Genomic DNA, 22,744 nt, shown 5'->3' with positions numbered 1-22,744 from the left:
TCAGTTCACAAGCGACAGGTACACCGCGATATGGCGCGCTCAGCGATCATCAACGTCATGGTGCAGGCGGCCATGAAGGCAGGCCGGACGCTGGCCCGCGACTTCGGCGAGGTGGAGAACCTCCAGGTCTCGCGCAAAGGGCCCGGCGACTTCGTGTCGGCGGCCGACCGGCGGGCGGAGGACATCCTGCGCATCGAGCTGGAGAAGGCGCGGCCGGGCTACGGCTTCCTGATGGAGGAATCCGGCGTGATCGAGGGCAGCGATCCGCAGCATCGCTGGATCATCGATCCGCTGGACGGCACCACCAACTTCCTGCACGGCATCCCGATCTTCGCCATCTCCATCGCGCTGGAGCGGCAGGGCCAGCTGATGGCGGGCGTTATCCTCAATCCGGTGCTGGACGAGCTCTACGTGGCCGAGCGCGGACGCGGCGCGTTCCTCAACGACCGGCGCCTGCGGGTCTCGGCTCGCCGGGAACTGACCGACGCGGTGATCGCCACCGGCGTCCCGCATCTCGGCCGCGGCGACCACGCGCGCTATCTGAGCGAGCTGCGCGCGGTGATGAACGAGGTGTCCGGCATCCGCCGGGCGGGCGCGGCAGCGATCGATCTCGCCTGGGTGGCGGCCGGCCGCTACGACGCCTTCTGGGAGCACGACCTGTCGCCGTGGGACACGGCGGCCGGAATCCTGATGGTGCGCGAGGCGGGCGGGTTCGTGTCGGACCTGGCCGGCCACGACAACATGTTCGAAACCGGGGAGATCGCAGCGGGCACGGAACTCGTCCAGCGCGGTCTGCTGGCGCTCCTGAAGCGTGCCACTCCGGTAACCATGCCGCAATAACGACCGCAGGTGCGAAAATCACAGGTTCGTTTTCACAAGAAAACCGACTATTTGTGAGCGCTGCAGTGCAAGGCAGCTGATTCATGGCCCGAGATCGAGACCCGTATCGACTGTCGAGCCCGCACGTCTATGTCGTGCGGATGGTGATCTTTCTGGTGATCACCCTGTTCGTCGGTCTCATCCTCTACCGGCCGATCATCACCGCATTCATGAGCAATCCGGGTCTCAACGGCCTGATCGTGTGTGTCGGGCTGATCGGCGTGGCGCTGACGTTCCGGCAGGTCGTCCGGCTCTATCCCGAGATCAACTGGGTCAACCGCTACCGCGAGGGCAACGCGCCGGAGCGCCGGCAGCCGGTGCTGCTCGGCCCGATGGCGAGCCTGCTCGGCGGGCGCGCGGAAGAGACCTTCCTGAGCGCACCGGCCCTGCGGTCGATCCTCGACACGATCGGAACCCGTCTCGACGAGGCGCGCGACATCAGCCGCTACCTGACGGGCCTGCTGGTGTTTCTCGGACTGCTCGGCACGTTCTGGGGCCTGTTGCAGACGGTCAGCTCGGTCGGCGCGACGATCCAGAATCTCGACGTGGGCGCGGGCGACGCGGCCGTGGTCTTCGAGGACCTGAAAGCCGGGCTCGAAGCGCCGCTGTCGGGCATGGGCACGGCGTTCTCCTCGTCCCTGTTCGGTCTCACCGGCTCGCTGATCCTCGGCTTCCTCGATCTCCAGGCCGGCCAGGCCCAGAACCGGTTCTACACGGACCTGGAGGACTGGCTGTCGACGCTCACGGAGATCGACGCGGAGCGCGCCATTGCCACCGGCGGGGAAGCCGTCGCGACCGCCTCGCCCGGGCTGCAGCAGGCGATCGAGCGGCTCAACCGCACCCTCAAGGAGGGCGGCGGAGCGTCGGGATCGCCGCCGCCGAACCAGGCGCTCGCGAATCTGGCGGAGGGGATACAGGGGCTGGTCAACCATCTGCGCAGCGAGCAGAAACTGATGCGGGACTGGGCCGACACCCAGACCCAGCAGAACGCGCGCATCGAAAAGCTCCTGGAGCGCCTCAACGCGGCGCTGGAGCAGGACGACAGCCGGTAGCGGCGATGAAGCGGGGCCGCCCGACCGCAATCAGGGGGCCTGACTTCGCGCCGCCGCGGCGCCCGCGCGCCGACAACGAGGACGACCAATGCCGTTGAGCGCATCACGCCGCCGCCAGCCCCGGGCTGACTACTGGCCGGGTTTCGTCGACGCGATGGCGACCTTGCTGCTCGTCATCATCTTCCTGCTGTCGGTGTTCATGCTGGCCCAGTTCTTTCTGAGCCAGGAGATCTCCGGCAAGGACACTGCGCTCACCCGGCTGAACGCCCAGATCGCCGAGCTGACCCAGCTTCTCGCGCTCGAGCGGGCCCAGTCGGGCAGCCTGGAAGACCAGATCGCGGTGCTGCAGGCGTCCATCCAGGACGTCGAGGGCGAGCGCGATTCGCTCCAGGGCCAGCTCTCCGCGCTGCAGGCGGAAGGCGAGGGGCCAAATGTCGGCGTCCTGCAGGATCAGCTCGACGAGGAGCAGGCGCTGAGCCAGCGGGCGCTCGCCCGGGTGGAGCTTCTCAATCAGCAGCTCACCGCGCTGCGCCGGCAGATCGCCGCGCTGGAATCGGCACTTGCGGCTTCGGAGTCCCGGGACGAGGAAAGCCAGGCCCGGATCGCCGATCTCGGCCGCCGGCTCAACGTGGCGCTCGCCCAGCGGGTTCAGGAGCTGTCGCGCTATCGCTCCGACTTCTTCGGCCGCCTGCGCCAGCTCCTGTCCGACCGGTCCAACATCCAGGTCGTCGGCGACCGGTTCGTGTTCCAGTCGGAGGTTCTGTTTCCGTCCGGCTCCGACGAACTCAATCCTCAAGGCGAGGGCGAGCTCGACACCCTGGCGGCGGAGCTGATCGACCTCGGCAACGAGATCCCCGACGACATCGACTGGGTGCTGCGGGTCGACGGCCACACCGATTCCCGGCCGATCTCGGGCGGGCGCTTCCGCTCCAACTGGGACCTGTCGGCCGCGCGCGCGATCTCGGTCGTGCAGCACCTGATCGATCAGGGCGTGCCGCCGGATCGGCTCGTGGCCGCCGGCTTCGGAGAATATCAGCCGCTGGTGGACGGCGAGACACCGGAAGCCTATGCCCAGAACCGCCGCATCGAGCTGAAGCTGACCCAGCGCTAACTTTCGGCCCGGGAGAGCCGTCCCTCGTCGTCGATCAGTGCGAGCGCGTCGGCATTGCCGGTGTTCCAGCGCCAGAGAACCAGGTTGAGGTCGTCGGCGGTGGCGCCCCGGGCGAAGCTCCGGACCAGCAGACCGGCATAGCCTGCCGTCTCCAGGGCAATTGCAAATTCCTGGGTCGGCACCCGTTCGCTTCGAGCCATCCGCCCTCGCCAGTCCGGATCGGCGAGATCCTCCGGTGACAGGCCCCACTCGCCAAGTGCGTCCCCGGATCGGGTATCGAAGACGGGATCGAATTCGGCACGGTAGGCCACGATGGTTGTCGGTTGCAGCGTGCCGACCTGATTGGCTTCGCGGATTGCGCCTTCAATGGAGAGCGACGTGTAGAGCGCCTCCGTGCCCTTCGCATTGAAGCGTCCGCCGAACAGGGCCGCGCCGCGTCCGGACAACGGCTGTCGGGCATAGATCGGATTCAGGCAGCGATAGACGACGCCGCTATAGGGGGACGGCCTAGGCGTGGACGCCGGCATCGACCGCATCGATGAAGGTCATAACCTCGTCGGCGCGACCATCCCGCACCAGCTGCATCGGCGTCAGGCCCCCGAAGCCCGGAATGGGTTCCGACCGGTACCAGGCGTAGGCGACGAGCGGGGAGCCGAAACGCGGCTCGACCCGGTTCAGGATTTCCAGCATCTGGCGCAGCCGCTGCTGGGTGCGCGGCGCCTGGAGCCGGCTGGTCCGCTGCAGTGCATCCTTGCTCAGGCCGAGCGTTCGGGCGACCTCGTCGGAAGTGGTGCGCAATTCGACGGCCACCTTCCGCGGCGCGAAGAAGCCGTCTTCCGCATAATCCGCCAGGTTCATGTCGCGCTCCTTCCCAGTCGATTTAACACTATATGGTGTTATTCCGACTGGCGGGCAAGCGCCTACTCGGCCGCCGGGCCGAGGGCGGCCGGGGCCTGATCGTCGGCTTCGCGGGCGGCGGCGAACTGCAGCCGGGCGAGGCGGGCATAGAGCCCGTCCCGGGCGACGAGGCTCTGATGGTCGCCGTCCTCGACGATCTCGCCGTGGTCGAGCACCAGAATACGGTCTGCGGCGAGCACGGTGGCGAGCCGGTGGGCGATGACCAGGGTTGTGCGGCCGACCATCAGCCGTTCCAGGGCCGCCTGCACGATGGTTTCGCTTTCCGCGTCGAGCGAGCTGGTCGCCTCGTCCAGCAGCAGGATCGGTGCGTCCTTGAGGATCGCGCGGGCGATCGCGATGCGCTGGCGCTGGCCGCCCGACAGCGTAATGCCACGCTCGCCGATCCGGGTGTCGTAACCGTCGGGAAGCTCGGCGACGAACGGGGCGACGCGGGCCGCTTCGGCGGCAGCCCTGACCTCCGCGTCGGTGGCGTCCGGCCGGCCGAAGCGGATGTTCTCCAGGACCGTCGTCGCGAAGATCGTCGATTCCTGCGGCACGATGGCGATACGCTCGCGCACGGCGTCGGGGTCGGCGTCGCGCACGTCGACGCCATCGATCCGGATATGTCCCGCGCTCGGATCGTAGAAGCGCAGCAGCAGATGGAAGATGGTCGACTTGCCGGCACCGGAGGGGCCGACCACGGCGACAGTGGTGCCGGGCTCGACGGTGAAATCCACGCCGTCGAGAACGGGCTGGTCGTGCCCGCTCGGATAGGCGAAGCGCACGCTCTCGAAGGCGACGCGGCCCTGATGGGGGGTGGGCAGGGCGACCGGTGCGGCCGGCGCGGTGATCTCGGAGTGCTCGCCCAGAAGGTCGGCGAGCCGCTCGGCGGCACCGGCCGCCTGGGCGACCTCGCCCCAGACCTGGCTGAGCTGGCCGAGCGCGCTGGCCGCCAGAACCGCATAGAGCACGAACTGGCCGAGGGTCCCGGGGGTAAGGTCGCCGGTGAGCACGTCCTGGGCGCCGACCCACAGGACCACGACGACGCTCGCGGACACCATGAACATTCCGACCGAGGTCAGCAGGCTGCGGGCAGCGGTCGCGGCGCGGGCGTTGCGGAAGGCGGTCTCCACCTCGGCGCCGAACCGGTTCGAGGCGGCGGCCTCGGCGGTGAAGGCCTGAAGCGTCCGGACCGCACCGATCGCCTCTGTGGCGAAGGCGGAGGCATCGGCGAGCGTGTCCTGGGCGCGGCGGGAGCGGCGCCGCACGGAGCGGCCGAAGGCGACGAGGGGCAGCACGATGAACGGGATCGCCACCAGCACCAGCGCCGACAGGCCGGGGCTGGTGAACACCATCATTGCGGCGGCGCCGACGAACAGAAAGAGGTTGCGCAGCGCGATGGAGGCGCTCGCGCCGACGGCGGCCTTGATCTGGGTGGTGTCGGCCGTCAGCCGGGAGACGATCTCGCCGGACAGCGTGCGGTCGAAAAAGGCGGGAGACAGCCGGCAGACATGGCCGAACACGGCGGTGCGCACGTCGGCCATGACCCGCTCGCCGAGCCAGGTGACGAAATAGTAGCGCAGGCCGCTGGCAGCGGCGAGGACGCCGACGATCAGGACCAGCATGGCGAAATACTGATTGATCAGCTCGGCGCCGGCGCCGTCGAACCCGTGGTCGATCATGCGGCGGACGGCGAGCGGCAGCGCCAGCGTGGCCGCGGAGGCCACGACCAGCGCCACCAGGGCGGCGGTCACGTGCCAGCGATAGTGCAGGACATAGGGAGCCAGCAGCTTGAGCGGACCGAGTTTCGGGGCCTTGCGGCTCGAAAGGACGGCTTCGGCCGTCTCGTCTGCGCCCGTCGATCTCGTCCGTGCCACGTCGTGTCCGCCGTCAACTGCCTCACAGGTGTCCGATCGTGTTGCCCCGGCGGTCGGACGCTTGTCAACGCAAGAGGGCGGGAGAGGCCTGCGGCTCTTGCGCCCGCCGCGCTGTCAAGCTATATCCGCGCCCTTACGTGCTGGCGTGGACGAGGCCTTTCGGACCGCCGGCCGACGACGAACCGCCACAGCTCCATCAGGACAGTGTCTGGTCGCGCCCGCCGTATCGTTTCCGGGCGAGGCGCAACCTGTCGGACGGCGGACCGGCGCGGCCGAAACCGAAGGCTTGCCGCAAGGCGGTGGTCGAAGCGCTCCGGCTCTTGGATTGTGATCGGACGTCTGCGTACGGGAGGGGTTTCCCGGCAGGCACACCGGTCTCGGACACACACGCGATCAGGCGCAGCGAGCAATGAAAAAAGACATTCATCCCGACTATCACCAGGTCAAGGTCATCATGACCGACGGCACCGAGTTCATGACCAAGTCGACGTTCGGCGAGGAAGGCGAGACCATCCGCCTCGACATCGATCCGACGACCCACCCGGCCTGGACCGGCGGCGAGACCCGCCTGCTCGACCGCGGCGGCCGCGTGTCGCGCTTCAAGAGCAAGTACAAGGGCCTTCTCGGCAGCTGATCCCTGCCGCCCCGGCTTTCGGGGCAGGCGGATCCTCCAGACCTTTCCAGGGGCGCGACCGGAGCACCGGCCGCGCCTTTTGGCGTTTGCGCTCCGCTCGGCGCCGGTCCTCGGGAATTTCCCGTTCATATTGAACCGGTCTGAACGAAAGGGAACTGCCCACCCTATTTGAATCTGGAGCCATTCCTATCGATCAGGTGTTTCCACCTGATCGGAAAAGGCTCTGATGCGCGCAAAAAAAAGAGCCGCCAGAACACTGGCGGCTCGAAAGTATCAGTAAGGAGGCGTCAAACGGAGTGGACGAACCACTCGGATCCAGCGGGCTGGATGGGATCGTTGATAGATTGGAAACCTTAACGCATGGTTAACGGCCCCGGCCTTTCGCGATCCGAGAGAGCCACCCGCCGCCCGTGAACCGGCGGCTGGTCCCGGAATTCCGCCGTTTCGGTCAGATCAGACCGATGCGGTCTGGCCGGACGAGGCGCCGAGGATTTCGGCGATCCGCTCCACCGCATGATCGATCGACGCTTCCGTGTGATAGCAGGCCAGCCCGAATCGGAGCCGGTCGCCGCGCACGTCGGTGATGATCGATTCGGCCAGAAGCCGCTCGTAGAGGGCGGGCGCCTCGGGCGTCTCGAAGGTCAGGAAGTGGCCGCGGTCGACGCCGGGCCCGATCGGCGTGACCAGACGGGCGTCGGTGAGCGCGGTGATGCCCGCCTTCGCGATGCCGGACACGAAGCGGTCCTGCAGCTCCAGCACATGGGCGTGGATGGCCGGCACGGTCAGGCCGATCTGGTCGGCCCAGGTGAACACCGCCGCCATCCGGTAGAGCCCGCTCGGATCGAAGGTCGAGCCGACGAACCGCATCCCGTCGGTGGAATAGGGCACCCCGCCGTCGGCCCTTTCCAGCGCGGAGAAGGCCGAATACCAGCCGGTGTCGCGAGGGCGGGGACCGAAGCCCGGCGGGCAGTGCATGAAGCAGCAGCCTTCGCCGCTCATGGCGTATTTGTAGCCGCCGGAGATGTAGAAAACCCGCTCGGCCACCGCCGAAAGGTCCGTCGGCACCGCCATGAAGCCGTGATAGCCGTCGATGACGATGAAGGTCTCCGGATCCGGCACCGAAGCGACCAGGCTCTGGACGTCCGGCCCGAGGGCGGCGGAGGAAAAGAACACCTGGCTGACGAAAACGAGATCGTGGCCGCCGGCGGCCGCCGCCTCGTTCAGGCGCTCGGAGAAGGTGTCGAACGGCTCGGCGGCGATGCGCTGAACCTCGACCAGTCCGTCCTCCTCCAGCCGGGCGATCTGGCGCGAAAAGGAGTGGAACTCCGCATCGCTCGCCAGGATCCGCGTCGGCCGGTCGGCCGGGAAGCAGGACAGGATCCGCTTCAGGAACTCGTGGGTGTTGGGCGCGAAGGCGAGGGTGTCCGGGTCCGGCAGGTTCAGCCGGGCCGCGATCCCCTTCTGCACGATCGGCCAGATCTCCCCGAACACCCGCGACCATTTCCGGTCGGCGAGCACGGCGGCGTCCTGCCAGGCGTGGCGCTGGCCCAACTCGCTCGCGTCCGGCCAGTAGTGGTGGCTGTGGGCGGCGAGATGGATCCGGTCGGGGGCGGCCTCGAAGAAGCGGCGGAAATGGGGGGTCAGGTCGAGACTCACTCGGCCGGCTCCTCGGCGTAGACGAACTTCATCATGCGCTCGACATGGGCCGGAAGCTCCGGCAGCGCCGAGCGGGGAATGAGATAGGTCGACAGGTGGAAGAGGTCGGTGAAGATGCGGTGCTTCTCCGCCGTCTTGCGCAGATATTCGTGGCCGGACGAGCCGCCGGTGCCGATCTTCACCCCGATCATCCGCTCCACCATCAGCGCATGGCGATAGCGCCACAGCGTCATCGCCTCGTCGATGTCCATCAGGGTGGCGAGAAGGCGGCTCGGCATGTGCAGCACCGGCCGGTCGCGATAGACGGTGATGAAGAGCGCAGCCTGCACCGCCTCCGGCGACATCCGCCAGGCGCCTTCGTAGGCTTCCGGCTCGAACAGCGCCTTGAAGGATTCCTTCGCCTTCTCCAGCGCGCGCGTTTCCGCCTCGCGCTGTTCGGCATCGAGCCCCTCGTGGGCGCTGAGCGTTTTGATGTCCTTGGTCAGGAAGTCGAGCACGGCGGTGCGATAGGCCTCGGAGAAGGCGAAGCTGCCGGCCTTCACGAACGGGGTGCGCGACAGCCAGGCGTCGAGCTGCTCCACCAGGGACTGGGTCTGCTCGGCCGCCACCAGCGCGTCGCGCTCGTCGGACTTCAGCCGGCTGTGCACGCCGGTGCCGTCGTAGAGAAGGCGGTGCTCGGGGCTGAGGCCCAGGCGCGTCTCGACGAGGCGGAACTGGAGCGACTGGAAGCCGGACCCGGAGGTGAGCAGGTCCCGGAATTCCAGGAAGTCCTGGGGCGTCATGGTCTCCAGAATGTCGATCTGGTGGACCAGCAGCTTCAGGATCTCGTGCACGCGCAGCAGCGAGTGCAGGATCTGGCCGAGGCGGGAATCGTCCAGCGGCGTGTTGGCGAAGTTGGCCTGGACCCGGTCGAGCTCGTGGAGGATCTGCTTGAACCACAGCTCATAGGCCTGGTGGATCACGATGAACAGCATCTCATCGTGGGCCTCGCGGCCGAACTTGGTGCTCTGCAGATCCTGGGCGTCGAGGATCTTGTCGAGACGGAGATAGTCCGCGTAGCCGATCTCGGGGCCGGAAGAAGTCGCCATGGGTCACACCTTTCCAATCGATGCGCCAACCTAGCCGAGATATCGGAACGCTTTAAGCTTAAACTTTCGGCCTCCGGTGCCGTCATCCGTGCACCTGTGGTGGGGCGACCGGGCCCGTGCGGCACGGCCGCACGGGGCTGGATGGGCGTGCGCCGACCGGACGGATCGGCCGCGCGGCAAAGGCGCTACAGCTGCATGGCGTTGGCGACGATGCGCAGACCCACATTGTCGGCGAGCGTCATGATGGATTCCGGATGGAACTGGACGGCCGCGATCGGCTCGTCGCGGTGTTCCACCGCCATGATGACGCCGTCGGCGGTCTGGGCCGTCACCCGCAGCCCGTTCGGCATGGCGGCCGGGTCGGCGATCAGCGAGTGGTAGCGGCCGACGGTGACATGGTCCGGCAGATAGGCGAACAGGCGCGCATCCGGGTCGAGCCTGATGTCGGAACTCTTGCCGTGATAGGGCACGTCGAGCTGAGCGAGTTTCCCGCCGAAGGCCTCCACGATCGCCTGCAGGCCGAGACAGACCCCGAAGATCGGAAGTCTCAGCCCCCTGGCCGCGGCGATCGTCTCCGCGCACCGGAAGTCGGCCGGCCGTCCGGGACCGGGCGACAGCACCACCAGTTCGGTTTCGAGCGCCGACAGGGTGTCGGCATCGATCGGCCCGCGCAGGGTGGTGACCTCGGCGCCGGCCTGGCGCAGATAGTTCGCCAGCGTGTGGACGAAGGAATCCTCGTGATCGACCAGCAGAACCCGTCGGCCCCTGGGCGTGGCGGGCGCGCTCGGTTCGGGGGCGGAGGCGAAATTGGAGCCGGCGGTGCGGATCGCCGCGATCATGGCCGAGGCCTTGAGCTCGGTTTCGCGCTCCTCCGCGTCCGCCTCGGAATCGGCCAGCACCGTGGCGCCGGCGCGGACCTCGGCGACGCCGTCCTTGATGCGCACGGTGCGCAGCGTGAGGCCGGTGTTCATGTCGCCGTTGAACAGCGCCATGCCCACCGCGCCGCCGTACCAGGCCCGGGGCGTGCGCTCGTGGGCCTCGATGAAGCGCATGGCGGACGGCTTCGGCGCGCCGGTCACCGTCACCGCCCAGGCATGGGACAGGAAGGCATCGAGGGAATCGCGCTCGGGAAGCAGGGTGCCCTCGATATGGTCGACCGTGTGGATCAGGCGCGAATAAAGCTCGATCTGGCGGCGGGCCAGCATCCGCACGCTGCCCGGCTCGCAGACCCGGCTCTTGTCGTTGCGGTCGACGTCCGAGCACATGGTCAGCTCGGTCTCGTCCTTGGCGGAGTTCAGGAGCCGGCGGATCTGGGCCTCGTCCTCGATCGCGTCCCGGCCGCGGGCGATGGTGCCGGAGATCGGGCAGGTCTCCACCCGCTTGCCGGTGACGCGGACGAACATCTCCGGCGAGGCGCCGACCAGGTATTCGTTGTCGCCGAGATTGATGAAGAAGCCGTAGGGGCTCGGGTTGATGGCGGTGAGGCGGCGGCTGACGGCAGCCGGCGAGGCGGTGCAGGGCTCTCGGAAGAGCTGGCTCGGCACCACCTCGAACAGTTCGCCGCGGGCGAACGGCCCGAACGCCTTCTCCACCGTCTGAGCGTATTCGCCCGGCGCGTGGTCGCCGGTCGCCTCGGCCGCGGCCGGGGCGCGGTAGGGCCGGACCTCGCCGTCCCTCGGCAGGCCTTCGGTGCTTTGTCCCGCGACTTCGAACTCGTAGGAATAGACCGTGGCCGCGCGACCGTCGTGGTCGACGACCAGAACCTCGTCAGGCAAATAGAGGAGGAGATCGCGCTGGTCGTCCGGCCGGACGATCTGCCGCTCGATCGGCTCGAACTGCAGCACCAGATCGTAGCCGAAGGCGCCGGCGAGGCCGAGCTTGTCGTCCTCGTGGCTGGCGAAGTGGGCGATCAGGGCGCGGACCACGCCGAACACCGAGGGTTGGCGGCTGCGCTCCTCTTCGGGAAAGCGCGTCGTGCCGGGCGTGACGGAGAGCGCGATCCGGTCCGCGTCGTTGGCCGTCACGGTCACGAAGTCGAGCCCGGAGACGGCGGCCGCGAAGGCGGGCAGGAGCACGCGTCCGCGCGCGTTCAGCGCGGAGATCGTGACCTCGTAGCCCTTGGCCTCGATCGCGACCGGCGGATTGAGGAGGGCGAAGTCCCAGCGGGTGTAGCGGCCGGGATATTCGTAGGTGGACGAGAACACGGCGCCGCGCTCGCCGTCGAGGCGCGCGATCCAGGACGCCGTCGCATCGCCATAGGCGACATCGCCGGCCCTGCGGCGCACGATCACGCCGCCTTCGGTCTCATAGGTCGTTTCGGAAGTGGTCCGCATTCTCCAAGCTCCAGGCTATCGGAACGAACACGGACGAAAGAGCATGCGCGCCGCCGGTCGTCCCGGGCGGCACAAAATCGGGTGAGTCTCCCTATCGCGCCGCCGTGGAAGCGACGCGCCACCAGCGCGCGGGGAGGGAAACGATCCTGCTCATGGATCTAGCCGATACGCGACGTTCGGCCGGCGTGCAACCGGAAAGTGCGCGAGCGGGCGACCGGTCCGGGTGCACCGGGGATCGATGATCCCTTATTGTCCCGGCCAAACCAAGAAAGGGAGACCGTCATGGGGGATCTGATCCTCGCCATCGACCAGGGCACCACGTCCACCCGCGCGATGCTGTTTTCCGATCCGACCCGGGTCGTCGCGGTGGCGCAGGAGGAGTTCGCCCAGTCCTATCCCCGCTCCGGCTGGGTCGAGCACGACCCGGAAGTCCTGATTGAGACGATGCTCAGGACGGTGCGCGATGTGCTGGCCCGGGCGCGGCGCGAGGCGGGGGAGATCGCCGCGATCGGCATCACCAATCAGCGCGAGACGACGCTCATCTGGGACCGGACGACGGGGCGGCCGATCGCCCCGGCCATCGTCTGGCAGGACCGGCGCACCCATGCCGCCTGCGAGCGGCTGAGGGCGGAGGGCGCGGAGCCGATGGTGAGCGCGCGCACAGGGCTGCTGCTCGATCCTTATTTCTCGGCGACCAAGATCGCCTGGATGCTGGACAGCGTGGACGGCGCGCGGGCGGCGGCCGAGCGCGGGGAGCTTGCCTTCGGCACGGTCGACAGCTGGCTGATCTGGCGGCTGACCGGCGGCCGGGTCCACGCCACCGACGCGACCAATGCCTCGCGCACGCTGCTGTTCGACATCCGCGCCAACGCCTGGGATCCGGAGCTGTGCGCGCTGTTCGGCGTGCCGATGGCGATGCTGCCGGAGGTGAGGGACAGCGACGGCGATTTCGGCACGACGGATCCGGCGGTCATCGGCGCGGCGATCCCGATCCGGGGCGTGGCCGGCGACCAGCAGGCCGCCACACTGGGGCAGGCCTGTTTTCGGCCCGGCATGATGAAGGCGACCTACGGCACCGGCGCCTTCGTGCTCCTGGTCACCGGGGACGAGCCGGTGGCCTCCTCCAACCGGCTCCTGACCACGATCGCGGTCCGCCGCGGCGGGCGCACCCGCTACGCGCTGGAAGGGGCGATCTTCGTCGCGGGTGCTGCGGTCCAGTGGCTGCGCGACGGGCTCGGCGTGGTCGGGCATGCGGCGGAAAGCGGGCCGCTGGCGGAGCGCGCCGACCCCGCCCAGGACGTCTATCTGGTGCCGGCCTTCACCGGGCTCGGCGCGCCCCACTGGGACGCGGAGGCGCGCGGCGCGATCTTCGGCCTGACGCGCGGAACCGGGCCGGCGGAGCTGGCGCGGGCCGCCCTGGAATCCGTCTGCTTCCAGACCGGCGACCTCTACGCCGCCATGCACGAGGATTTTGCCGGCGGCGAGGCGACGGTGCTGAGGGCCGACGGCGGCATGGCGGTCAGCGACTGGACCATGCAGCGCCTTGCCGACCTGCTCGCCCATCCGGTCGACCGGCCGGCGATTGCCGAGACCACCGCTCTGGGCGCGGCGTGGCTCGCAGGCGCGGCAGTCGGCGCCTGGCCCGACGAGGACGATTTCGCCCGCATGTGGGCGCGGGAACGCCGGTTCGAGCCGGCCATGGCGGAGGAGGAGCGGCTTCGCCGGGTCGAAGGATGGCGGGATGCCGTACGGCGGACGCTGAGCGGCTGAGGCTTGGGAGGAATGAGCGACCCGTCGCAGTCCCCGAACCGTGCCGGGTGTCTGTCGAGCGGCACAATTCGCCCACTCTTTCCGAGCCTTACGGGATCGGATAGTAATGGTTGCACACTCGGCCGGAGGGTGTCCGAAAACGGGCTGGTTCGAGCCTGCGGGAAACGCCCCGGCCACATCAGGAGGGAGTGTTTGATGGCTATCAATCGTTGGATGACGGCCGCTTCGGTGGTTGCCGCAACCGCGGTAGCGCTCGCGTCGCCGGCCTTTGCCCAGGATCTCAAGATCGGCGCCTTGATGCCGATGACGGGTGACCTGTCCGCCTACGGCGAAGCCGATCTCAGCGGCATCCAGCTCGCGGCCGAAGAGATCAACAACGGCGGCGGCAACGTCGAGGTGATCGTGGCCGACACCCAGACCAACCCGCAGGCCGGCGTCGACGCCGCCCAGAAGCTGGTGAACGTGGAGGGCGTTCACGCCATCGTCGGCGCGCTGTCGTCGGGCGTGACCATTCCGGTCGCGACCTCGGTGACCAGCCGCGAAGGCGTCGTGCAGATCTCCGGCGCGTCCACCTCGCCGACGATCACCACGCTGAACGACAACGGCTACCTGTTCCGGACCGTGCCGTCCGACGCCTTCCAGGGCATCGCGCTGGCCAAGCTGGTCAACGAGAAGGGCGTGAAGAACGTCTCGATCATCTACGTGAACAACGCCTACGGGCAGGGTCTCGCCGACGCGTTCGAGAAGGCCTACACCGGCGAGCAGGGCGGCACCGTCTCCGAGAAGATCCCGTTCGAGCAGGGCCAGGCGTCCTATCGCGGTGAAGTCCAGCGTGCCGACAGCGGCGACGCCGAGGCGCTTCTGCTGATCGCCTATCCGGAGAACGGCACCGTCATTCTCCGCCAGGCGCTCGAGGGCGGCCACTTCGACAAGTTCATCTTCACCGATGGCATGAAGGCGCCGGAAGTGATTGAGCAGATCGGCGCCCAGTACATGAACGGCTCCTACGGCACCGTGCCGCAGTCGCCGGAGAGCGCCGGTCTCAAGGCCTTCCAGGAGGCCTATGAGCAGAAATACGGCGAGGTTCCGCCGCTGCCCTACATCGACACCGCCTATGACGCGACCATGCTGATCGCGCTCGCCGCGGTGAAGGCCGGCTCCAACGACCGCACCGCGATCCGCGATGCGCTTGTCGAGGTTGCCAATCCTCCCGGCGAGAAGGTCGGCCCGGGCGAATACGCCAAGGCCGTGGAACTCCTGAAGGCCGGCACCGACATCAACTACGAGGGTGCGGCCGGCTCCCAGGACTTCGACGAGAACGGCGACGTTCCCGGCACCATCGGCCAGTGGTCCTTCGAGGACGGCAAGATCGTCGACGGCAGCATCATCGAGGTCAACTGATCCGGTCTGCTGACGCCTGATCTCATCGGGCGCGGACTGTCACGGGGCGCGGATCCGAAAGGGTCCGCGCCCTTTTTCGTGGGCGGCCAGCCGGATTTGCGGGATGACGGCGCCGGCCCGCCCGGTCTATCAATTGGGTGGGGGCGCGGAGCGGAACCCGGAAAGACGGTCCATGAAATCTCTGAGAGTTTTGCTGGCGGCGGCGGCGCTGGTCGCCCTTGCTGGCTGCATGCAGGTGCAGACCCAGGTCGACGCCTACTCCGTCATTCCCGCCGACATCACGCCGAAGACCGTCTATATCGCGCCCTACAAGGGCATGGACGCGTCGTCGCTCGCCTGGCAGACGAACGCGGCCACACTCGCCGGCGTGCTCGCGGAGAAGGGTTTCACGCGGGTCGCCAGCCGCAAGCAGGCGCGGCTGGTGGCGTTCTTCGGGTTCGCGGTCGACAAGGGCCAGCGCGTCACCACCGAATATCTGATCCCTCAATGGGGCTATGTCGGCGTCGGGCCGGGCTGGTACGGACCTGGCTGGGGCGGGCCGGGCTTCTACGGCGGCGGCTTCTATGGCGGCGGCTGGTACGGGCCGGGGCCTTACTACGGCGCCTGGGGGCCGCAGTTCGGCGTCGTCGGCTACACGCCTGCGGTCCGCACGGAGACGATCTACACCCGCTCCGCCTCGCTGGACATGATCGACACCAAGACGGGCCAGAAGGTGTTTCAGTCGCGCGCGGTGAGCCGCGGGCCGTGCGGTCTGTTCGCGCCGGTCGCCCAGCCGATGGTGCGGGCGGTGCTGTCGAACTTCCCGCAAGGGCGGACCGGGGTCGTCACGCTGCCTCAGACGGATCAGTGTTAGGAACTATCCCCTCACGCCGAGTTCGCTTCGCTCACCGGCTCCGGGGGGCGGCCTGCTCTTTCGTCCCGGTCGCTTCGCTCCGCGCCTCTTGACCGGCCGGCGGACGGTCGTCCGCTGGTTGGCGTTATCCGGGCTGGCCGATAGTGTTTAGTCCCGGATGGCGGCGGTGTCGGGCACGGGCCGGAAATGGCCGCGCCGGGCGAGCCACCACAGGAGCGCGAGGCCGGGTATCGCGGCCAGCGCGGTGAGGCCGAAGAAGAACACCCAGCCGATGGCTTCCGCCGCATAGCCGGCGGTGGCGGCGAGCACCGTGCGCCCGACGGCGGCCAGCGCCGCCAGCAGCGCGTACTGGGTCGCGGTGTGGCGCGCATCGGTGCACAGGCTGGAGATATAGGCGACGAACACGACCGTCCCGAGCCCGCCGGTGAAGTTCTCCACCGCGATGGTGACCGAGAGCGCCCAGAGTTCCGGCCCGACCATCGCCTGCCAGGAAAAGACGACGTTGGAGGCCATCTGCAGGAGACCTGCGATCCACAGCGCCCGAACCATCGGCATGGCCTTGGCCATGGCGCCGCCGGCGAACCCGCCCACCAGCACGGCCGCGAAGCCGACGCCTTTGACGATGCCGGCATAGGCGGCCTTGGAAAAGCCGATGTCGAGGACGAAGGGGGCGGTCATCACGCCGGCGAATGCATCGCAGAACTTGTAGAGCACCACGAACAGCAGGATCGCGACGGCGTCCTTGCGGGTCAGGAACTCGTGGAACGCCGCGTAGGCGGTGACGGCGACGCGCATCACCGGGTTGGCGCGGCGGTCGTGCACCTCGCCCACGTGCTCCGCGCCGGTCGCCGTGTCGCGGTCGGGCTCGGTTGCGAGCAGCGTCGTGACCATGCCGATCAGGACAAGGCCCGCCATGCCGGCATAGGCCCAGCCCCAGGCATCGGCGAGGTCGAAGCCGCGCAGCTGAAGGGCGGAGACGAGCAGGGCCGCGCCGGCGGTGGAGGCGAGCATGCCGACCCGGTAGGCGGAGACGAACCAGGCCATGCCGGCGGCCTGTTCCTCGTCCGGCAGGCTTTCCACCCGGAAGGCGTCGATGACGATGTCCTGGGTGGCCGATGCGATCGCTACGAGCACCGCGCCGAGGGCGACGGCCCAGGGCACGAGGGTGGGGTCGAGCCAGCCGAGATAGAGGATCGCCGCCATCAGAAGGAGCTGGGAGAGGATCAGCCAGCCGCGCCGTCGGCCGAGCAGGCGCGAGAGGACCGGCACTCGGGTCGCGTCGACGATCGGCGCCCAGAGGAACTTGATCGTGTAGGGCAGGCCCGCCAGCGAGAACAGGCCGATGGTCGACAGGTCGACGCCCTGGTCCGCCATGCGCAGGGCGAGGGTGGAGCCGGAGAGCGCCAGCGGCAGGCCCGAGGCGAAGCCCAGAAACAGGATGATCAGGACGCGCGGCTTCAGGAAGACGGCGAGCGCCTTCACGAAGCGGTCCCTGCGGCTGCTGGACGGGGGCGCGGTGTCCGCTGAGGTCATGGCGAGATCCGCATCGCGCCGGGCCGGAGGGCGCCGATCAGAACGGGCGGACGGTCATCAGACCGTAGGCGACGACGAGGAAAACGATCTGGGCTGCGGCCATGCCGACCGCCCGGCCCTTGGCGCCCGCAACGGCGGCCTTGCGCGAGCGCGTCCCGGCGAGCCCGTGCAGGACGATGGCGAGAAGCCCGAGCCAGACGAAGCCGAACGCGTACCAGGACCCCATCACCATGATGACAAGGCCGGACAGCCCGACCACGCCGGTGACCGCCATGGCGGCGATGTAGATCGACTTGCGCCAGCCGCGGATCTCGGAAATGCCGGCGGGAACGGTGGCGGCGACGACCGCCCAGGCGACCGTGAACAGAAGGGCGAGCTGCGCCAGGCCCGTGTGGGCTTCGTTGAACATCGTGTACATGGGAGAACTCCTGGACGGCAGCGGGAACGACGGTCCGCGCGATCGGTCCGGACCGCGCGGCGTGCCCCCGTCTGTCCAATCCGGGCGACTGCGTCAAGCGTACCTTTGACGCGGTCCAGCCTGGCGGGGCGGCCGCCCGCCTACTTCTTCCTGCGGGCGATCAGCTTCGGCCGCTCTTCCGGCAGGATGCCCTGGGGACGGGTCAGAAGCACGATCTCCAGAAGCACGCCGACCAGCAGCACGCGGGCAGCACTGGCCTGGGTCGCCATGTCGGCGGGCAGGCGGGCGACCAGGGTCTCCGTGCCCGACCAGACCAGCCAGACCACGATCGCGCCGAGGAGCGCGCCCTTGTTGTTGCCGCTGCCGCCGGCGATCAGCATCGCCCACACGATGAAGGTGGCGAACACCGGCTCGAAGGCGTCCGGCGAGATGAAGCCGATGAAGTGGGCATAGAGCGCGCCGGCGAAGCCCATCAGGGCGGAGCCGAACACGAAGGCCTGCAGGCGGAAGCGGCGCACGTCCTTGCCAGCGGCTTCCGTCGCGATCTCGTTGTCGCGGATGGCGCGCAGGACCCGGCCCCAGGGCGCCACCCGGGCGCGCTCCACCAGGAAATAGGCGATGGCCACGGAGACGAGCGCGACCGCGAGGAAGACGAGACCGGATTCCTTGCCCTCGTAGAAGGGGCGGGGAATGTCGGCGATGCCGCGCACGCCGTGGGACAGCCATTCCTCGTTCTGGAAGGTGAAGCGGATGATCTCGGCGATGCCGATGGTGGCGATCGCCAGATAGTCGGATCTGAGGTTGACGGTGATCGCGCCGATGATCAGGGCCACGATGCTGGAGGTGATCACTGCGGCGACAATGCCGACCAGGAACGGCAGCTCGAAGCCGCCGACATGGGCGGCGTTGGGCGCGCTGGTCAGGATCGCGGCCGTGTAGGCGCCGACGGCGAAGAAGCCGGCGATGCCGATATTGATCTGGCCGGTCATGCCCCACTGGACGTTCAGGCCGAGCGCCAGGATCGCGTAGATCGACACCGTGGACAGGAAGAAGACGGCGTAGCCGATGAGGCCGCTCAGTTCCATGCTGCGCCTCCCCAGGAAGATGCGGTGTCGGTCGCCCCGGCGCTCATAGCGATTTCCCCTTGAAGATGCCGGTCGGGCGGACGATCAGCATCAGCACCAGGAGGGCGAAGGCCACGGCGTGCTTGTAGCCGGGGTCGATGAACATCGTGGAGACCTCCATCGAGATGCCGATGATGAAGCCGCCGGCGATCGCGCCGTAGGGCCGTCCGATGCCGCCGAGGATCGCGGCGGCGAACACCGGCAGCAGCAGGCGCCAGCCCATGACCGGATGCAGCCGCGTGTCCATGCCCAGGAAGACGCCGGCGACGGCGGCGAGCGAGGCGGCGATGACCCAGGTCAGCAGGATCATCTTGTAGGCCGGAATGCCGGAGATCCGGGCGAGGTCCATGTTGTCGGACATGGCCCGCATGGCCTTGCCGAACTTCGAGCGCGACAGGAACAGGTGCAGCGCCAGGATGATGACCAGCGTACCGCCGATGATCCAGAAATGGTCGGGCCGGATGATGATGTCGCCGAAGCGCATCGGCATCTGGATGCCGGAGCGGTAGACCATCGGGGAGGGGCCGGCGACGAGCTGCACCGCGCTTCTGAGGATCAGCGCGAGACCGAACGAGGAGATCAGAAGAATGATCGGGTGGCTGGAACGCAGCGGCCGGTAGAGGATGAACTCGGCTGCGAGCGCCACCGCGACGGCCAGCGCGATCGCGATGGGAAGGGCGACGATCGGCGACACGCCGGCCAGCGCCACCCCGATCAGCCCGCCATAGGCGCCGATGGTCATCAGGTCGCCGTGGGCGAAGTGGGCGAAGCGGAGAATGGAGAAGACGAGAGACACGCCGATCGCGCCGAGCGCGAGGATCGAGCCGGTGACGATGCCGTAGACGACGAGCTGCAGAAGGTCGGTCACGGGCGGAACCTCCCGATGGTCATCAACGTCGCGCGCTCACCCACCAAGGAACATCTCCGCGATCTCTTTATTGTTGAGGAGGCCCTGGCCCGTGTCCTCGAACCGGTTCTGGCCGCTGGCGAACACGTAGCCGCGGTCGGCGATGGCGAGCGCCTGCTTGGCGTTCTGTTCGACCATGAGAATGCCGACCCCGAAGTCGTTGACCCGCTTCACCTGACGGAAGGTCTCGTCGATGAACTTGGGCGACAGCCCGGCGGTGGGCTCGTCGAGGAGCAGCAGCTTCGGCTCCAGCATCAGCGCGCGGCCCATGGCCACCATCTGCCGCTCGCCGCCGGACATCTGCCCGACCGGCTGGCGCTTGCGTTCGGCGAGCCGGGGAAACAGCTCGTAGATCGTCTCCATCTGCGGCCGCCAGTCGTCGGTGCGGATGAAGGCGCCCATCTCCAGGTTTTCCTGGACGGTCATGGACGGAAAGACGTTGCGCTCCTGGGGCACGTAGCAGATGCCGCGGCTGACGATGTCTTCCGGCTTCTTGTTGGTGATGTCGGTGCCGGCGAACACGATGGACCCGGCCCGGATGGTCACAAGACCGAACACGGCCTTCATGAAGGTGGACTTGCCGGCCCCGTTCGGGCCGACGATCACGACGATTTCCTTCTCGGTCAGGCTGAGGTTCAGGCCGGACAGGATGTCCGCGCCGCCATAGCCGCCGGTTACGTCGGTTGCTTCCAGGAGTGCCACGCCCCGATCTCCCTCAGCCGGCGTCTTCGGTTTCGGCGTGGCCCAGATAGGCTTCGCGCACGTCCGGGTTCGAGCGGACCTCGCTCATCGGCCCCTGGGTCAGGACGGTGCCCTGCGCCATCACGATCACCGGGTCGCAGAGCTCGGCGATCACGTCCATGTCGTGCTCGATCAGGCAGAACGTGTAGCCGCGCTCCTCGTTGAGGCGCCGGATGGCCGTGGTGATCGCGCCGAGCAGTGTGCGGTTCACGCCGGCGCCGGGCTCGTCGAGGAGGACCATCCGGGCGTCGGTCATCATCGTGCGGCCGAGATCGAGGAGCTTCTTCTGGCCGCCGGAGAGGTTGCCGGCCAGTTCGTCGGCCACGTGGGTGAGGTTCAGGAAGGCGAGGACCTCGTCGACCTTGTCGAGGACGTCGGCGTCCTGCCGCTTGACGCGGCCCCAGCTGAACCAGGAAGCGAACAGGTTCTCGCCGGCCTGCTCGGGGGGAACCAGCATCAGGTTCTCGCGCACCGTCATGCGGTAGAATTCGTGTGGAATCTGGAAAGTCCGCACCAGTCCGCGGTGAAACAGGGTGTGCGGCGGGAGGCCGGTGATGTCCTCGCCGTCGAAAACGATGCGGCCCGCATCCGGCTTCAGAAGACCGGCGACGATGTTGAAGAGGGTGGACTTTCCGGCGCCGTTCGGACCTATCAGACCGGTGATCGACCCTTCCGCGACCTCGAACGAGCAGCCATCCACCGCGCGTATGCCGCCAAAGGAAAGCGAGACGTCCTCGATACGGATCACGCGGTTCACCTCGTTGAGAGCGGGCCGTTGAGAGGGTGTCGGAGTTGTGGTGCGGTGTCCAGCCGGGCTTGTTCGAAAACGGGTTGCCGCACCGGATGCACCTCGAACGATCGGCGCGGGTTACTCAATTTGATCGGCAATGACAAGCGCTGCGAGGCCTGTGATCGCGGTTTTGACGCGTATTGAGAAGATTCTTCCCGAGGCAGGAAAGCAGGCGAACAGAATTCGTCAGGACGCACCGCTTGCCGGGCGGTATCCGAGAATGGTCATCACGATGTCGAGCATCCGCTTCTGGGTGGCATCGTCGCCGTCGCGGACTTCGAGGTTGAGATAGGGAGAGATGCCGGCAAGCGCCGCGTAGTGGGACAGCGAGCAGTCGGATCGGCCCGCGGACGTCGTCTCCACCAGCACGTTGAGGCCGGCCTCGGTGAGCCGTTGCACCAGGTCCTGCACCCGGCGGTTCGTCTCAAGGGCGCCCGTCACGGCCGTGATCACCAGCGAATCCGGGCTCGCCAGACCGCCGGACGCGGAGGCGCTACGAAAAGCCTGGTCTCCCGGGCCCGGGGCCAGGATCGAGACGGACCCGGAACCGCCCCGGCCGGCGATGCCCGGGGCGTTGGTGTGGAGCGCGATCACCGGCATCCCCCAGGACCGCTCCGCAAGGATCGCGTTCACGAAGCGGGGCGAGGAGGCTTTCGTGCAGCGGGCGCGGCCGCTGCCGAAGTTGCGGTTGGGGTCGACGCCGGCATTGGCGCGGCGGCCGCCGGTCTCGACCAGGACTGCCGTGCCGCCGTAGCGATCCAGCGCATAGGCGGCGGTGGCGACGGCGGCCTGCTCGTCGTCGTGGGGCAGCACCCACAGCGGTCCACGCCGGGTGACGTTGCGCACCGTCTGGATCGTCCAGGCGCGTCCGTTCTCCTCGAAGGTCTGCTGGCTGACGCAGCGATCCGGACCGAACAGCTCCGGGTGACGGGAGAAGTCGCCGTCCCGGTCGGTGACCTCTCCGGGCGCGAGGCACGCGGTTGCGGCCGGGCCGCCGGGCGTCGCCACGCAGCCGGCGAGCGCCAGCAGCGCGGCTGCGGCTGCTGCGGCAGCGAGGTTGCGTGCGCGGCTGCCGGTCTGGCACTTCCGCCGGAGCGATGGGCATGATGGCATCGAAGTCCGTCCGGAAGAGGCTTAGAAAAGGGCGGGGCGCGACATTATCTCAGGGTCGGGACGTCGCGTCACTGACATCCTGCGGGGGGTTAATATTAGAGATTCCTCACATATGTTGGGGGCCGTCTGAAACGCGCCCGCGGGCGCCTGCAAACCTGAAGGATGACCATGAGCAAGACCGAATCGATTGCCGGTGCGACGCTTGAGGTGCTGACCCCGCAGGAGGTGAAGGAGAAGTTCGACCGCAACGAAGTGGTCGTCATCGACGTGCGCACGCCGGCGGAGTTCGCGTTCGAGCACATCAAGGGCGCGATGCTGTTCCCGCTGTCCTCGTTCGATGCGTCGAAGCTGCCGGGGCAGTCCGAGAAGGCCATCGTGTTCCACTGCGGGTCCGGCGTGCGCTCCAAGCGGGTCGCCGAAGCCTGCGCGGCCGCCGGCATCACGCAGCTCGCCCACATGGAAGGCGGCTTCGGGGCGTGGAAGAGTGCCGGTCTGCCCTATCTCGCGACCGATCCCGCGACCGGCTCCACCGTCTCCAAACCCTGATCGGGGAAGCCCGGCCGCGCC

At 68.2% G+C, this 22,744-nt stretch carries 21 protein-coding genes; 8 read left to right on the top strand and 13 right to left on the bottom strand.

What is annotated here, in order from left to right; translation table 11 throughout:
- Positions 1-30: 30 nt before the first annotated feature.
- The 3 genes from J2S73_RS17165 to J2S73_RS17155 all read left to right on the top strand — a co-directional run bounded on the left by J2S73_RS17165 (position 31) and on the right by J2S73_RS17155 (position 3,042).
- A complete protein-coding gene (locus J2S73_RS17165; RefSeq protein WP_306886875.1) occupies positions 31-840 on the top strand; it encodes an inositol monophosphatase family protein in 810 nt (269 codons plus the stop codon).
- A gap of 83 nt (positions 841-923) precedes the next feature.
- Positions 924-1,931, top strand: coding sequence for a flagellar motor protein MotA (locus tag J2S73_RS17160; protein WP_306886874.1), 1,008 nt, complete (start codon positions 924-926; stop codon positions 1,929-1,931).
- An 88-nt stretch (positions 1,932-2,019) separates the two neighbouring features.
- Positions 2,020-3,042: a peptidoglycan -binding protein gene (locus tag J2S73_RS17155; RefSeq protein WP_306886872.1), complete on the top strand. Its 1,023-nt coding sequence runs from the start codon at positions 2,020-2,022 to the stop codon at positions 3,040-3,042.
- On the opposite strand, the gene J2S73_RS17150 is transcribed toward J2S73_RS17155, so the two are convergent.
- From J2S73_RS17150 to J2S73_RS17140, 3 genes are all read right to left on the bottom strand, one after another.
- A complete protein-coding gene (locus J2S73_RS17150) occupies positions 3,039-3,569 on the bottom strand; it encodes an RES family NAD+ phosphorylase (protein WP_306886871.1) in 531 nt (176 codons plus the stop codon). The genes J2S73_RS17155 and J2S73_RS17150 overlap by 4 nt on opposite strands.
- Positions 3,550-3,900, bottom strand: coding sequence for an MbcA/ParS/Xre antitoxin family protein (locus tag J2S73_RS17145; protein ID WP_306886870.1), 351 nt, complete (start codon positions 3,898-3,900; stop codon positions 3,550-3,552). Before J2S73_RS17145 ends, J2S73_RS17150 begins: the two co-directional genes overlap by 20 nt.
- Positions 3,901-3,962: 62 nt before the next feature.
- Positions 3,963-5,816, bottom strand: coding sequence for an ABC transporter transmembrane domain-containing protein (locus J2S73_RS17140; RefSeq protein WP_306886869.1), 1,854 nt, complete (start codon positions 5,814-5,816; stop codon positions 3,963-3,965).
- A gap of 409 nt (positions 5,817-6,225) precedes the next feature.
- On the opposite strand from J2S73_RS17140, the gene rpmE reads away from it, so the two are divergent.
- On the top strand, positions 6,226-6,450 hold the full coding sequence (gene rpmE, locus J2S73_RS17135) for a 50S ribosomal protein L31 (RefSeq protein ID WP_306886868.1): 225 nt from the start codon (positions 6,226-6,228) through the stop codon (positions 6,448-6,450).
- A gap of 453 nt (positions 6,451-6,903) precedes the next feature.
- Here rpmE and J2S73_RS17130 read toward each other — a convergent pair whose 3' ends face one another.
- The 3 genes from J2S73_RS17130 to J2S73_RS17120 all read right to left on the bottom strand — a co-directional run bounded on the left by J2S73_RS17130 (position 6,904) and on the right by J2S73_RS17120 (position 11,527).
- The gene (locus J2S73_RS17130; protein WP_306886867.1) at positions 6,904-8,106 is read right to left on the bottom strand and encodes a kynureninase/PvdN C-terminal domain-containing protein; all 1,203 of its coding nucleotides are present in this window, start codon (positions 8,104-8,106) and stop codon (positions 6,904-6,906) included.
- A complete protein-coding gene (locus J2S73_RS17125) occupies positions 8,103-9,194 on the bottom strand; it encodes a tryptophan 2,3-dioxygenase family protein (protein ID WP_306886866.1) in 1,092 nt (363 codons plus the stop codon). The genes J2S73_RS17130 and J2S73_RS17125 overlap by 4 nt, the downstream gene beginning before the upstream one ends.
- Positions 9,195-9,379: 185 nt before the next feature.
- Positions 9,380-11,527 carry an anthranilate synthase component I gene (locus J2S73_RS17120; RefSeq protein ID WP_306886865.1) on the bottom strand — a complete coding sequence of 716 codons (2,148 nt, stop codon included), beginning with the start codon at positions 11,525-11,527 and terminating at the stop codon, positions 9,380-9,382.
- A 282-nt stretch (positions 11,528-11,809) separates the two neighbouring features.
- Between J2S73_RS17120 and glpK the strand changes: the two genes are divergently transcribed.
- From glpK to J2S73_RS17105, 3 genes are all read left to right on the top strand, one after another.
- Positions 11,810-13,297 (top strand): glycerol kinase GlpK, encoded by a 1,488-nt coding sequence (gene glpK, locus J2S73_RS17115; protein WP_306886864.1) that lies wholly within the window; start codon positions 11,810-11,812, stop codon positions 13,295-13,297.
- Between the two features lie 195 nt (positions 13,298-13,492).
- Positions 13,493-14,698: an ABC transporter substrate-binding protein gene (locus J2S73_RS17110; protein ID WP_306886863.1), complete on the top strand. Its 1,206-nt coding sequence runs from the start codon at positions 13,493-13,495 to the stop codon at positions 14,696-14,698.
- 172 nt (positions 14,699-14,870) lie between these two features.
- Positions 14,871-15,551, top strand: a complete 681-nt coding sequence (locus tag J2S73_RS17105; protein ID WP_306886862.1) for a DUF4136 domain-containing protein — start codon at positions 14,871-14,873, stop codon at positions 15,549-15,551.
- A 147-nt stretch (positions 15,552-15,698) separates the two neighbouring features.
- Here the strand turns inward: J2S73_RS17105 and J2S73_RS17100 are convergent, their stop codons facing one another.
- The 7 genes from J2S73_RS17100 to J2S73_RS17070 form a co-directional block, all read right to left on the bottom strand.
- Positions 15,699-17,084: an AmpG family muropeptide MFS transporter gene (locus tag J2S73_RS17100; RefSeq protein WP_306886861.1), complete on the bottom strand. Its 1,386-nt coding sequence runs from the start codon at positions 17,082-17,084 to the stop codon at positions 15,699-15,701.
- Positions 17,085-17,121: 37 nt separating this feature from the next.
- Complete coding sequence (locus J2S73_RS17095; RefSeq protein WP_306886860.1) at positions 17,122-17,502, bottom strand: hypothetical protein; 381 nt, start codon at positions 17,500-17,502, stop codon at positions 17,122-17,124.
- A 140-nt stretch (positions 17,503-17,642) separates the two neighbouring features.
- Positions 17,643-18,587 (bottom strand): branched-chain amino acid ABC transporter permease, encoded by a 945-nt coding sequence (locus J2S73_RS17090; RefSeq protein WP_306886859.1) that lies wholly within the window; start codon positions 18,585-18,587, stop codon positions 17,643-17,645.
- Between the two features lie 43 nt (positions 18,588-18,630).
- A complete protein-coding gene (locus tag J2S73_RS17085; protein WP_306886857.1) occupies positions 18,631-19,494 on the bottom strand; it encodes a branched-chain amino acid ABC transporter permease in 864 nt (287 codons plus the stop codon).
- Positions 19,495-19,530: 36 nt separating this feature from the next.
- Positions 19,531-20,235 (bottom strand): ABC transporter ATP-binding protein, encoded by a 705-nt coding sequence (locus J2S73_RS17080; protein ID WP_306886856.1) that lies wholly within the window; start codon positions 20,233-20,235, stop codon positions 19,531-19,533.
- 13 nt (positions 20,236-20,248) lie between these two features.
- Positions 20,249-21,022, bottom strand: a complete 774-nt coding sequence (locus J2S73_RS17075; RefSeq protein ID WP_306886855.1) for an ABC transporter ATP-binding protein — start codon at positions 21,020-21,022, stop codon at positions 20,249-20,251.
- Between the two features lie 228 nt (positions 21,023-21,250).
- Positions 21,251-22,177 carry a hypothetical protein gene (locus J2S73_RS17070; protein WP_306886854.1) on the bottom strand — a complete coding sequence of 309 codons (927 nt, stop codon included), beginning with the start codon at positions 22,175-22,177 and terminating at the stop codon, positions 21,251-21,253.
- Positions 22,178-22,345: 168 nt separating this feature from the next.
- On the opposite strand from J2S73_RS17070, the gene J2S73_RS17065 reads away from it, so the two are divergent.
- Complete coding sequence (locus tag J2S73_RS17065) at positions 22,346-22,723, top strand: rhodanese-like domain-containing protein (protein ID WP_306886852.1); 378 nt, start codon at positions 22,346-22,348, stop codon at positions 22,721-22,723.
- Positions 22,724-22,744: the final 21 nt, after the last annotated feature.

The sequence above is a fragment of the Amorphus orientalis genome, assembly GCF_030814015.1.
GTDB classification, from domain to species: Bacteria; Pseudomonadota; Alphaproteobacteria; order Rhizobiales; family Amorphaceae; genus Amorphus; species Amorphus orientalis.
The sequence above is the reverse complement of the archived record's forward strand: the minus strand, read 5'-3'. Positions and strand labels throughout refer to the sequence as shown.